The 11,569-nt window shown below is 43.8% G+C and carries 13 protein-coding genes; 4 read left to right on the top strand and 9 right to left on the bottom strand.

Annotated features, from left to right (window positions below):
* The first annotated feature begins 81 nt into the window (after positions 1-81).
* A complete protein-coding gene (locus A0256_06520; protein AMR31102.1) occupies positions 82-1,059 on the top strand; it encodes a 6-phosphofructokinase in 978 nt (325 codons plus the stop codon).
* A gap of 264 nt (positions 1,060-1,323) precedes the next feature.
* Here the strand turns inward: A0256_06520 and A0256_06515 are convergent, their stop codons facing one another.
* The gene (locus A0256_06515) at positions 1,324-2,718 is read right to left on the bottom strand and encodes an oxidoreductase (protein ID AMR31101.1); all 1,395 of its coding nucleotides are present in this window, start codon (positions 2,716-2,718) and stop codon (positions 1,324-1,326) included.
* 217 nt (positions 2,719-2,935) lie between these two features.
* Here A0256_06515 and A0256_06510 point away from each other — a divergent pair, with 217 nt between their 5' ends.
* Positions 2,936-4,843 carry a beta-N-acetylhexosaminidase gene (locus tag A0256_06510; protein AMR31100.1) on the top strand — a complete coding sequence of 636 codons (1,908 nt, stop codon included), beginning with the start codon at positions 2,936-2,938 and terminating at the stop codon, positions 4,841-4,843.
* Between the two features lie 184 nt (positions 4,844-5,027).
* On the opposite strand, the gene A0256_06505 is transcribed toward A0256_06510, so the two are convergent.
* From A0256_06505 to A0256_06480, 6 genes are all read right to left on the bottom strand, one after another.
* Complete coding sequence (locus A0256_06505) at positions 5,028-5,459, bottom strand: hypothetical protein (protein ID AMR31099.1); 432 nt, start codon at positions 5,457-5,459, stop codon at positions 5,028-5,030.
* Positions 5,460-5,488: 29 nt separating this feature from the next.
* A complete protein-coding gene (locus tag A0256_06500; GenBank protein ID AMR31098.1) occupies positions 5,489-5,866 on the bottom strand; it encodes a DoxX family protein in 378 nt (125 codons plus the stop codon).
* Between the two features lie 71 nt (positions 5,867-5,937).
* Positions 5,938-6,480: a hypothetical protein gene (locus tag A0256_06495; protein AMR31097.1), complete on the bottom strand. Its 543-nt coding sequence runs from the start codon at positions 6,478-6,480 to the stop codon at positions 5,938-5,940.
* An 18-nt stretch (positions 6,481-6,498) separates the two neighbouring features.
* Positions 6,499-6,876, bottom strand: a complete 378-nt coding sequence (locus tag A0256_06490; protein ID AMR31096.1) for a hypothetical protein — start codon at positions 6,874-6,876, stop codon at positions 6,499-6,501.
* 26 nt (positions 6,877-6,902) lie between these two features.
* Positions 6,903-7,313: a hypothetical protein gene (locus A0256_06485; protein AMR31095.1), complete on the bottom strand. Its 411-nt coding sequence runs from the start codon at positions 7,311-7,313 to the stop codon at positions 6,903-6,905.
* Positions 7,314-7,349: 36 nt separating this feature from the next.
* Entirely contained in the window at positions 7,350-7,559 is a 210-nt protein-coding gene (locus tag A0256_06480) for a hypothetical protein (protein AMR31094.1), read from the bottom strand.
* Positions 7,560-7,791: 232 nt separating this feature from the next.
* On the opposite strand from A0256_06480, the gene A0256_06475 reads away from it, so the two are divergent.
* Both A0256_06475 and A0256_06470 read left to right on the top strand, forming a co-directional pair.
* Positions 7,792-8,436 (top strand): hypothetical protein, encoded by a 645-nt coding sequence (locus A0256_06475; protein AMR31093.1) that lies wholly within the window; start codon positions 7,792-7,794, stop codon positions 8,434-8,436.
* 136 nt (positions 8,437-8,572) lie between these two features.
* Entirely contained in the window at positions 8,573-8,893 is a 321-nt protein-coding gene (locus A0256_06470; GenBank protein ID AMR31092.1) for a hypothetical protein, read from the top strand.
* Here the strand turns inward: A0256_06470 and A0256_06465 are convergent, their stop codons facing one another.
* Entirely contained in the window at positions 8,894-10,396 is a 1,503-nt protein-coding gene (locus A0256_06465; protein AMR31091.1) for a hypothetical protein, read from the bottom strand. It abuts the gene before it with no gap.
* Between the two features lie 66 nt (positions 10,397-10,462).
* Positions 10,463-11,431, bottom strand: a complete 969-nt coding sequence (locus A0256_06460) for a 23S rRNA (adenine(1618)-N(6))-methyltransferase (GenBank protein AMR31090.1) — start codon at positions 11,429-11,431, stop codon at positions 10,463-10,465.
* Between the last annotated feature and the right edge of the window lie 138 nt (positions 11,432-11,569).

The following is an 11,569-nucleotide window of genomic DNA, read 5'->3' as shown; positions in this document are numbered from 1 at the left end:
GGTATATACAGCAATTTATGTGTATCGTTAACCAAGTACAAAACTTACATTAGTTTACAGCTTTTAGCGTTCCCTGATTATATGACGCAGATCAAAACAATAGGACTCTTTACTTCGGGCGGTGATGCGCCGGGAATGAATGCCGCAATCCGCGCGGTTGTCCGCTCAGCAAAATACTACAATATAGAAGTGATTGGCATCCGTCGTGGTTACGAAGGGATGATCAATGGTGAATTTTTTCCGATGGACGGGAAATCCGTCGCAAATATCATTCAGCGAGGTGGTACTGTTTTAAAAACCGCGCGTAGCGAACAATTTAAAACTACCGAAGGCCGACGCCTTGCTTACGACCAATTAATGCGCCAGGGCATTGAAGGATTAGTTGCTATTGGTGGCGATGGAACCTTTACCGGTGCACGCATTTTTGGTACCGAATATGACATGCCTGTTGTAGGCTTACCCGGCACTATAGATAATGACCTTTACGGGACTGATTTTACAATCGGTTACGATACCGCTATCAATACGGTGATAGATGCCGTTGACAAGATTCGCGATACGGCAGAATCTCATGACCGGGTATTTATAGTAGAAGTAATGGGCCGCGACAACGGGTTGATTGCTTTGCGTACCGGCATTGCATCTGGCGCGGAAGCGATTATTATCCCCGAAACGAAAAGAGACATTAATGCGCTGATGGACCGTTTGGAACATGGCCGTAAAGATAAATCTTCCAAGATAGTTATTGTTGCCGAGGGTGAAGAACCCGGAGGTGCATTTGATATTGGCCGCCAGGTGAAAGAAAAATTCCCGAATTACGATACCCGTGTTTCGATATTAGGGCACATTCAGCGTGGTGGTAAACCTACCTGTATGGATAGGGTATTAGCTAGCCGAATTGGCGTTGCTGCCGTAGAGGCCCTCCGCGACGGGCACAGAAACGAAATGATCGGTATTGTACACAACGAGATCTCTTACACACCGTTTGAGCATGCCTGCAAACATCATGTAGAGATCAACGCCAATTTCCTTAAGATAGTAGAGATTTTATCGATATAGTTCCAATGCTCAATATTGTAATTTATATCGCCTGTTATAAATTAAAATTCTGCCGCAAACTAAAAATGCCTCTTTGTTTAATAACAGAGAGGCATTTTGCTTTGCATGAAAGTACACTTTGGGCCACAAAAGTCTAGTGGCGCTTTCTATACACATCTTCCTACCCCCCCTCCTTGTTATCTTTGCGGAGGATTTGTGATTGCCGAATTGTTTATCTCCCGATTCTGCAGTTCAGAAAGGGTAACATAACTCAACCTAATACATTTACACTACTTTCATGTTTTCAGCGTCCCATCGGATAACTTTGTTCTCAAAATAGCTATCGTTACAGGCTAAACATGGCGCTGCTGCTCTAAACCCAAACACAACATCTTCTACCACAGGTGTACCATGCCTCACCGAATCCATAAAATTAGCAAAGTGATCTTTGGAAGCGCTGTAGCCCTCCGGTGCCCGGTAGGTGATATCCTGAAATTTTGGTCTTACCTTTTGTGCTTCGGTGTACTTCTTATCGTAATCCTCCAGCAGTGCTTTTTGCTGAGCCTCTGTATAGGTAAATAAAGAATCCCATCCGCCGATACCAGGCGCCTCTGCCATTTTATTTTTATGGATACTAAAGCTATCGCCCTCGCCGCCAAGATCCATCACTCCTTCCGACCCTACAATTTTTGTGGTGGTGCGGTCGCCCTCACCGCTGATAAAGTTCACCCTTAAAGTAACCTGGAAAGCCGGGTGTTCTTTGGTGTCGCCGTAATGCACAACGGCACTCATCACATCCGGCACGTTTCTGCCGTCTTTCCAGTACGCCAGGTCTCCAATGGAATAGATCCTTTCAGGGCCCTTTGAACCGGTTATAAAATGGATCCCGCTCAGCAGGTGCACAAAAAGGTCGCCGGCCACACCAGTCCCATACTCCCGGTAGTTTCTCCACCGAAAGAAACGTTTAGGGTCGTAATCATACTTTGATTTGGCATTAGCCTGAAATTTAGCCCAGTCTACACTTTGTACCGATTGATCCAACGGTATGGTATACTGCCATGCACCGAGCGCGTCCTGGCGGTTAAAGGAGGCTTCAATGGAATTGATCTTGCCTATCTCTCCGGCCTCGTACATCTCTTTTGCTTTTTTATAAGCGATGCTGCTTACCCGCTGACTGCCCACCTGGAATATCATTTTTGTATCCTGCTGGGTTTTTATTTCGGCCAGGCCCTGGCTTATCTGGTGTACCATTGGTTTTTCACTGTAAACTGCCTTGCCTTTTAGCATGGCATCAATGGCTATTTGGCTGTGCCAGTTATCGCTGGTCGCAATTATTACTGCATCGATATCTTTACGTTCCAGCAGTTCCCGGTAATCCATGCTTGTGACAATGTTCGCTCCGTATACTTCTTTGGCACGGGCGAGCCTGCCTTTATACAAATCGCAAACCCCAACCAGCTCTACACCCGGCACCGATAGCGCCGAATTGGTATCATTGAAACCCATAATGCCCATACCTATGGTCGCTATACGGATCTTATCGTTTGGCATAATCCGCTTTTCGGCCCTTAGCAAGCGTACCTCATTCTCTTCTTTGGCTGCAAGGCTGGTGAGCGAAGCCGACGTAAGGAGCATTGAAGTACCCAGGTGTTTGAGAAATTTTCTGCGATCTGTTGACATTGGAAATTAATTAAGTTTAATAATTGGTTATAAAATTGCAGGCGCAATTGTGAGATTTACAGGAGGCAATCTAATAAAAAAATAGTTCAAATCTTTGTATATCAGTTAATTTATAGGCCTTTTGATCCTTTAAATAAAGCTCACTTTAACTTATTAATTTTATTTAAAAAGTTATAAATTGCACATTGGTATCCCTCTTTTAAACCGAAAATTATTTATGAAAAAATTATCCTTATTGGTATGCTCGTGCCTTGTTAGTGCGTTAGGTTATGCCCAGCAAACAGCACCCGACATTGCCATTATTCCGGAACCTGTAAAAATCACCAAACATACCGGTGTATTTACCTTACCGGGTGCCGTTGTTGTGCAGGCGGAATCGCAGCCTGAGATGACACCTGTTTTAAACCTGCTGCGGAGCAAAATCTCAACTGCAACCGGGAAAATGACAGTTATCCGCACAAGTGCTGCAACTGCAGCCTTAAAACTCATCATCAATAAAAAACAGGATGCGGTATTGGGCAAGGAAGGGTATTTTTTATCAGTAAAACCAAAAGGAATTACCATAAGCGCCAACGAACCGGCCGGGCTATACTATGGTGTGCAAACGTTGCTGCAACTACTACCTAAAGAAATTGAAGGTAGCGTAATATCCAAAAATGTTCAATGGACCGTTCCTGTTGTTGATATTTATGATTATCCCCGCTTTGCGTGGAGAGGATTAATGTTTGATGTATCCCGCCACTTTTTTACTAAAAAAGAGGTTATGCGTTACATTGATGACATGGTTAAATATAAGTTTAACCTGCTGCACCTGCATTTAACCGATGACGAGGGCTGGCGGATTGAGATAAAAAGCCTGCCGCGCTTAACCAGTGTTGGTGCTTTTAACGTTAAAAGAGAAGGATCATTTGGTGATTTTATTCCCCCACTACCGGGAGAACCGCGTACTTACGGCGGTTTTTACACGCAGGATGATATACGCGAGCTGGTGAAATACGGCCAGGACCGGTTTGTAAACATTATGCCCGAAGTTGACGTGCCCGGTCATAGCCTTGCAGCAGTTGCTGCTTACCCGCAACTTTCTGCCACACCGGGTGCTGACAAATATGTGGTACGATCCGGCGAAAAGATCATGGATTGGTCTAAACCAGGACACCCGGCCTTGGTTGATAACACGTTGAACCCGGCAGGCGAATATACCTACGAGTTTTTGGATAAAGTATTAACGGAGGTTGCTCAACTCTTTCCGTTTCAGTACATCCACATGGGGGGCGATGAGTGTGCTAAAAACTTTTGGGAGCAAAGCGACCAGGTAAAAGCTTTGATGGCTAAAGAAAAGCTAACTACGATGGAGCAGGTACAAAGCTATTTTGAAAAGCGCCTGGAAAAAATTGTAGAAAGCAAGGGTAAAAAATTTATGGGCTGGGATGAGATCCTTGAAGGCGGCATTGGCCCTAATGCTGCGCTGATGAGCTGGCGCGGAACACAGGGGGGCATTGAAGCAACCAAACAGCGGCATGATGTAGTAATGAGCCCAACAACCTTTGTGTACCTTGATTATATGCAAAGCGACAAGATCATGGAACCGGTGGTTTATGCAACACTTCGCCTGAATAAGACCTATGAGTTTGAACCCGTACCAGATGGTGCCGATGCTAAATACATCAAAGGCGGGCAGGCAAACTTATGGACCGAACAGGTTTACAATTTGCGCCAGGCAGAATACATGACCTGGCCGCGCGGCCTTGCAGTGGCAGAATCTGTGTGGTCACCAAAGGAAAAAAAGAATTTTGCAACTTTCTTCCCCAAGGTCGAAAAACATTTTAAACGCTTTGACGAGGCGGAAACCAAGTATGCACCAAGTGTTTACGACCCAATTTTCACTGCCAAGCGCAACGCCGACAAATCTTTAAGCGTAAGCCTGGAAACAGAAGTACCTGGATTAGATATCTATTACAGTTTCGACAACTCTTACCCCGATAGATTCTATCCTAAGTATGCCGGCACTTTAAATGTACCGATTGATGCTACGCAGTTTAGGGTAATAACCTACAAACGCAAACAACCTATCGGCAGAATGGTGACCATGCCCGTAGCCGAGCTAAACAAAAGAGCGGGACAGTAAGTACATTGCCGGGCCGGTTTGTAGTTTGCAAATCATCCATGAGCACAATTAAATTTTAAACAAAAGGCCACGAAGTTTAAACTCGTGGCCTTTTTAAGAATATTAGTGGCTGATTGGGCCAAGCTTGTTTAACTGCTTTGTGTAAGATTAGTATCACTTAACCCCTGCTAATCGTTTCTAGAAATTATTCAATCAATTTCATCCGGGAAAATGGGAATCCATTACAGCCCGTTTTGGGATGTTTCCGATCGGCTTTGGCCATGCTTTCAGCAATTACATCGGTTTTAGCATCATAAGCCGTAAGGCAATAGCCCCATTTCCAGGGCGACATATACTTAAACTCCATAAAATCTATCCGGGTATACAAACCGCCTTCGCCCGGGTTTCCGTCACCATTGCGTGCTACCAGGTATTGCTCTTTTGCGTTCCACTTTACAATACGGTATTTGGTGTGCGGAAACTGTACCCACAGCGTATCGCTGATCTCGTATTTAATGCCGTAATCATCTTTAAATTTCCCCAGCATAAACTCGGGCGCAACATCTGTGCGCGGTGCAGTTTTACTGTTAACAGCGGTTACGGATAGCAAACAGATAAACAGCAAAATTCTTTTCATGCTGTAAATATAGCCGGTTTTGGATGATCTTATTTCATAGAAAACAGCGGCACATAATTTTTACGGTAATACCAGGCCAGGAACAGGTTCCCCAATAAAATAAACACCCCGGCGCCGATCGTCGCAGGCATTACCACCGCATGAAATAATACAATATTTACCGAGATAGGGAATAGAAGTACCACAGCCAGTGTAACAAATCTGCCGGTAATAAACATGATACCGCAAAGCAATTCTACTGCCTTAACAACAGTCATGAGGTGCACTACTGCCAACCCGGCATTATAGGTAATTGCAGGTTGCGGCATTACCGGCGGTTTACCATTTAAGTTGAAAAAATAAGCTATTGACGCATATAGCAGTAACAGACCCATCAGTGTGCGAATAACAATCATTGTGATTTTCATATGTTCTGGTTTTATTGGTTTAGTATTAAACTTATAATTCTTTATCTAATTAACTCAAATTGTCCGTTTGCTTACGCTTGATCTTCTAAAATCCGCTTTAAGTTTCCAAGACTTATATCCAGGTCTTTACCAAGGATCTCACCCATATCTATAAATATCAATACTGCATTCATTGGGTAAGGCATTTTGCTGTCGAAGCCCCATTTTAGTAAAGTAGTGCGTTGATCTGCGGGCGTGGTTTCCAGATAAGAATCAGATACGGCTGCAAAAGGCTTTTCAAAAGTAATCCGGATATCTATTTTTTTCGCATCCTCTATTTTCATGATCTGCTGCTCGCCTTTGCCTCCTTTGTTATCGCTATCCCACGCGTAAATAAAACCCTCCGTTCCATCTTCACCTTTGTAATCTTTGCGCGCCATCGGGTCCTGCATTACCCATTTGTTATAGTAATCCATATTACACAGGCATTTAATATAATCAAACACCTGGTTAGCAGGCTTGTTAATCACAATCTCGCGCTCAACCGAATAATCGGCTTTAGTAAAAATAGCTACGATAAGTAGAACGCCAATTATGGCTGCAATAACTATTAAAATGATGATTACGATATTCATGAAGCGTGGGTTAGGCAGTTAGTTCTGTAATCGTTGGTATCTTTTCCAAAAATAGTATACTACAAACATGATGGCCAATATGATCAGCGGAAGCACAAGCAACCCGACGCTATCCCCAACAAATGCCCTTGACGCAAACGCTCCTATAAAGTTAATTGTAAAGCCGGAAAAAGCCCACTCCTTTATCATATTAAATTTGTTTTGTAATATAGCAAACGCCCCCAGTATTTTGAACCCCCCGGTTATGATCATTATATAAACGGGCAAACCCAGGTGTGCCATTACTTCACGTCCAGTTTTTTCCTGCATTACACCCGCACTACCATCCATTAGCATAAAAGCACTGAATACCCCTGTAAGCACCCAATAGGTAATTTTAATTGATTTGGAACTCATGTTATTTAATTGATGTAATAGCCGGATTACTTTTCACCCGTAAATATGCCCCACCTGATGCCGAATTGGTCAACCAGGTTACCCATTGTTCCGGCAAAAAACTTTTCCGGCTGGCAAGTTACCAAACCACCGTTACTTAACTTTTCAAATGCATCCATCAGGGCAGCTTTATTATCACAAGTAAGTACCAGCGATACGGACCCCGCAGATTTTTCGGGAACGTTTTTATCCTGCATATCAGAGCCAAGCAAGTTTAGGTTCCCGGCGGTGAGGTCGGCATGCAGCACCGTATCCTGGGCATCTGCCGGGAACATTGCTGCCATCGGCGAATCTTTTACAATGGTTATTGTTAACTCACCGCCAAGGCAAGCCTGGTAAAAACCCATTGCTTCTTTACAATTGTTATTAAAATTGATGTACGCACTAATTTTCGACATGATATGCTGGTTTATATGGTAAATGAATTTAGGTTGTTAGATAAGCACTTCACAACAATGCCCATTTGCTTTTAAAAATTCAATTATGCTGCCCGCACAAAATTCCCGGCCCTCTATCCTGAGTACGTTATCGCAATCCTCTAGATCGAAATTTACCTTACTTACTGTAAAACGTTCATAAATTAATCGGATCAGCATACGCGATCGGCCTACATCATCTACGTTGGTTTTAAATACTTCTATCATCTTCGGCAGTGCACAAAGGTGCATGGCAGTAAACTATCCGCAAGGGTGTGTTAACGACATGTTAGGGGTTGATTGCGACGCGAAATATTGCTGCTTTGATCACAAGCAAAGAAAACACTTAACATAACAGATGGTGCAGGCTGTCAGCTAAGTGTTACATCTGCTAAAATATTAAAGCGATATAACACTGGCTTAATATGCTTTATGTACGTTTGCAGCAAACAGCTCGTCGATGGCATCAAAATTCCTGCAATTTGTACTTCCAAAGGACCAATCTTTTTTCAAATTATTTGACCAATCCTGTGCCAACAACCTGCAAATGGCAGAATTATTATACCACCTAATTGAGGGCACATCAGAGAGTGATGATCATACACAACTTAACCAGATAAGCCGGCTGAAGCAAATAGGCAACGAGGTAAAGCACAAGGTATATCTATCCTCGGCTAAAGCTTTTGTAGCACCTTTTGAACGCAATGATATGTACGCATTGGCATCGGCTATAAATAATATTTGCGATTACCTTTATATTTGTTCGCGCAGATTTAGCCTTTTTCAGTCGGAACCTGCTGCACCCGCCATCAAACAACTGGCGGGTATCATCATTGAAACCTGTACAGAATTGCAGGCTGCGGTAAAAGGCTTGAACGACCTTGACGAATCTGATACAATTATACAGCACTGCAATAAGATAAAAGAACTGGAAGACGCTGCCGACAAAATTTACGGTACAGCTATAGGCACCATTATGGCTACCGAAAAAAACTCGGTAGAATTGTTGAAATACACCGAGATCCTGGCTGCCCTGGAACGTACCACTGATAAATGCGAACATGCCACGGTAGTGATTGAAAGTATAATTATCAAAAATAAGTAGATGGCAAGCCTACTTGTTTAGGCGCATTAAACTAACTCCATAATAAGTTCAATGTTAAGTATTTATATTATGCTTAACACAATGATAACATTGAATTAACCTGTTCTTCATATATATTTGCAGAATAATAGCAGATATGAAAAAGAACAAACTTAAAGCCTTAGTAAAAACAGCACGTAAATCAGCTAAAGAAAGCCTTCGCGCAGGCATTGCCGCACAATTGAAGGATATGGCTGCCAAATCGGGCCTTGCCTCAAAAAAGGTTAATAAAGAAATAGATAAAGCTGCAAAGCAATTAGCAAAAAAATTATCGTCAGAAGTTAAGATTGATAAAGAAGCTATAGCACTTACAATTGCGCCAACTACTGAGCCTAAACCTGCCGAACCTGTAAAAGCAACCAAAGCACCAGCTAAAAAAACAGCTCAAGAGCCAAAAGCAGAAGTGGCAGCATCGTAATTATCGTAAAACGGTAACCGAACCTGAGATATCCTTTTTATCGTCGAGGTTGATTAAATAATAATAAACGCCGGAAGCACAGGAGCTGCCGGCGTTGTTGTTTCCGGCCCACGCCTTCGGGTAACCGTTAGAATGAAATACCCGCTGACCGTAGCGGTCATATATGTTCACTTTTAAATTTGTGAAAGTTTCAATCCCGCTTATTACCCATGTATCGTTAACGCCATCGCCATTGGGCGTAAATGTACTTGGAATTATTACCTGGGTTTTAGGAACTATTCGTACGGATACCAGATTTGATATAACCGTATTAGAGCTTGTACACGCCGCATCACTTATTAAGGTGCAGGTGATCTCATCGCCATCTTTAAAATCTGTTGAAGAGAATGTGCCACCCGTTGCAGCAACCGCTACATTATTCACCATCCATTGATACAGGGGATGATCCCCGGAATTTTGTACCGTTGCCGTAAAACTGATGCTGCTGCCTGCATCTGCAGTTGTATGATCTGCAGTGATAGCTATTGCGGGGGTTATCAGGGGAGTGGTTACCACCAGGTAAGGCAAACTTACAGCAGCGCGGGTTACCTGGCACACCTGCGCATTGCCAATAATACTGCAGGAAACCTGGTCGCTGGTTTTCAACTGGCCTGACGTAAACCTGGCAGCGTTTGAATTGGGTACATCAACCCCGTTCACCATCCATTGGTAAGCTGGGGCGTCGCCCGCGCTGATAGTTGTCGCGGTAAACGTAAGCAACCCGCCATCACATAATTCCCCGCCGGTTAAATCAATTGTTACAGATGGCTTTTCAACCGGGATATCATCTATAGTGATGGGATTACTGAGCACCGTTGGGGTGGTGATGCAAATATCGCTGCTGGTCATCTCGCAAGTAATTACGTCACCTTTTTTTAAGCCTGAAACAGAGAATGGGGAGAGGACCGATGTTGCTGCACCTGCATTTATGCCATTAACCTTCCACTGATATTTAGGGAATTCCCCATTATACGTAGGAACGCCGGTAAAAACCGGGTTGGGGAATTCGGGACAGACCACACTAGATTTGGTGGAGATCTTAATCAGTGGCACTTTTAGATCAGTCACCGTAATAGCATTGGAGTTTACCTCGCATCCCCCTGAGGTAATTAAGTTCAACACATATCCACCTGCTACATCAGCCTTGTAAATGAATGGGCCGCTACCGGTTTGTTTAATGAGACTTTGCTTAATATGTGTTTCCGGATTTTCATAGAACCACTCTACCGAGGCGATGGGCTCTGTTGCGCTGGCTATTAGCTCACTGCCGATGCAAGTATTACCAGTGAGGATGGCAATGGTGGTGCAGCCGTGCAAATTCTTTGGCCTGGTTTTACTAAACGTGTCGCGTTGACCAATACTTACTGAGGGGATTGTTTTTTGGGCATAGCAATGCCCTGCACCAATAAGCGCAAAAAAGCAGAAAAACAAGAAGGATAAAGTTGCAAAAGCGCGGGGTTTCACTTAACCAGGCTAATTAGTTAATGTTAAAATTAACAAATAAAACACACCTGCCCTATCCGCCGGGTATTATTCTTTACCCCAGAAAAGTTTGCGCCAGTCGGCATGATCAACCGGGTTGAGGAAGGTCCAGGCTACAATGCGGCTTACTTTTTGTCCCTGTGCCATACTGATAGTTTTCACCTCAAGGGCTTTTACTTTATTCAGCGCGCGGTAAACTGCCTCTAATGAATCTTTCCGGGATACGAGCGTAGAGAACCATAAAACTCTATCACCAAATAATACGCTTTGATCTGCCATGTTGCGGATAAAGGCAACCTCGCCGCCGGGGCACCAAAGTTCATTGTTTTTACCGCCGAAATTCAGCACCGCTTCCTGCGGCTTACCATTATTGAGGTTCTGGAGCTTTTTCAATGTACCGGCCTGTGCCTCTTTTAATGAAGTGTGGAAGGGTGGATTGCAGATGGTGAGATCAAAGATCTCACTCTGGGTAATTGCTCCTTTGAAAACATTGGCCTTATTGGTTTGAGGTCGGCTTTTTATAGCACCTTCCAACCCGTTTTGGAAAATGTTCTGGTTGGCGGATTTAATGGCAACCGGGTCGATATCGGTACCGGTGAACTGCCAGCCATATACGCTGTTGCCAATTAGCGGATAAACGCAATTTGCGCCGACGCCAATGTCCAGTACTCTTACGTTTGGCCCTGTTGGCACAACGCCGCCATTACCATCTGCCAGCAAGTCGGCCATATAATGGATATAATCTGCCCGGCCGGGAATAGGCGGGCACAAGTAACCAGCAGGCACATCCCAGGACTTTACTCCATAGAAGAATTTCAACAACGCCCCATTTAATACTTTAACAGCATCCGGGTTGCTAAAATCTATCGACTTCAGCTCATGCTGGTTTACCTGCACAAAGGGTTTCAATTCCGGCGACACTTTTATCAGCTTGTCAAAATCATACCCGGTGCGATGCAAATTACGTGGGTGCAGGGTTTCTTTTACGGGAGTTTGGGCTTTGGCGTTTACAGGCATGTCAATTATTCTAATCCGCAAATATCGGCATTATAAAAGCAATAATTACTACAGTAAAACAGCAGAGGCCAAGCCTATTGTAACTGAAGCACCAGGAACATTAATTTAAAAGCGCTGTTTGCTCCCGGCACTCCGGTA

The sequence above is a fragment of the Mucilaginibacter sp. PAMC 26640 genome (assembly GCA_001596135.1).
GTDB lineage: Bacteria > Bacteroidota > Bacteroidia > Sphingobacteriales > Sphingobacteriaceae > Mucilaginibacter.
This window is presented reverse-complemented; position numbering and strand designations above follow the sequence as displayed.

What these genes read in the sequence shown, in the direction of transcription:
- A0256_06520 (AMR31102.1), top strand. Translation starts at nt 82, where the DNA reads ATGACGCAGATCAAAACAATAGGACTCTTTACTTCGGGCGGTGATGCG.
- A0256_06505 (AMR31099.1), bottom strand. Translation starts at nt 5,459, where the DNA reads ATGAAAAGAATTTTGCTGTTTATCTGTTTGCTATCCGTAACCGCTGTT.
- A0256_06480 (AMR31094.1), bottom strand. Translation starts at nt 7,559, where the DNA reads ATGATAGAAGTATTTAAAACCAACGTAGATGATGTAGGCCGATCGCGT.
- A0256_06510 (AMR31100.1), top strand. Translation starts at nt 2,936, where the DNA reads ATGAAAAAATTATCCTTATTGGTATGCTCGTGCCTTGTTAGTGCGTTA.
- A0256_06495 (AMR31097.1), bottom strand. Translation starts at nt 6,480, where the DNA reads ATGAATATCGTAATCATCATTTTAATAGTTATTGCAGCCATAATTGGC.
- A0256_06515 (AMR31101.1), bottom strand. Translation starts at nt 2,718, where the DNA reads ATGTCAACAGATCGCAGAAAATTTCTCAAACACCTGGGTACTTCAATG.
- A0256_06490 (AMR31096.1), bottom strand. Translation starts at nt 6,876, where the DNA reads ATGAGTTCCAAATCAATTAAAATTACCTATTGGGTGCTTACAGGGGTA.
- A0256_06500 (AMR31098.1), bottom strand. Translation starts at nt 5,866, where the DNA reads ATGAAAATCACAATGATTGTTATTCGCACACTGATGGGTCTGTTACTG.
- A0256_06475 (AMR31093.1), top strand. Translation starts at nt 7,792, where the DNA reads ATGGCATCAAAATTCCTGCAATTTGTACTTCCAAAGGACCAATCTTTT.
- A0256_06460 (AMR31090.1), bottom strand. Translation starts at nt 11,431, where the DNA reads ATGCCTGTAAACGCCAAAGCCCAAACTCCCGTAAAAGAAACCCTGCAC.
- A0256_06470 (AMR31092.1), top strand. Translation starts at nt 8,573, where the DNA reads ATGAAAAAGAACAAACTTAAAGCCTTAGTAAAAACAGCACGTAAATCA.
- A0256_06485 (AMR31095.1), bottom strand. Translation starts at nt 7,313, where the DNA reads ATGTCGAAAATTAGTGCGTACATCAATTTTAATAACAATTGTAAAGAA.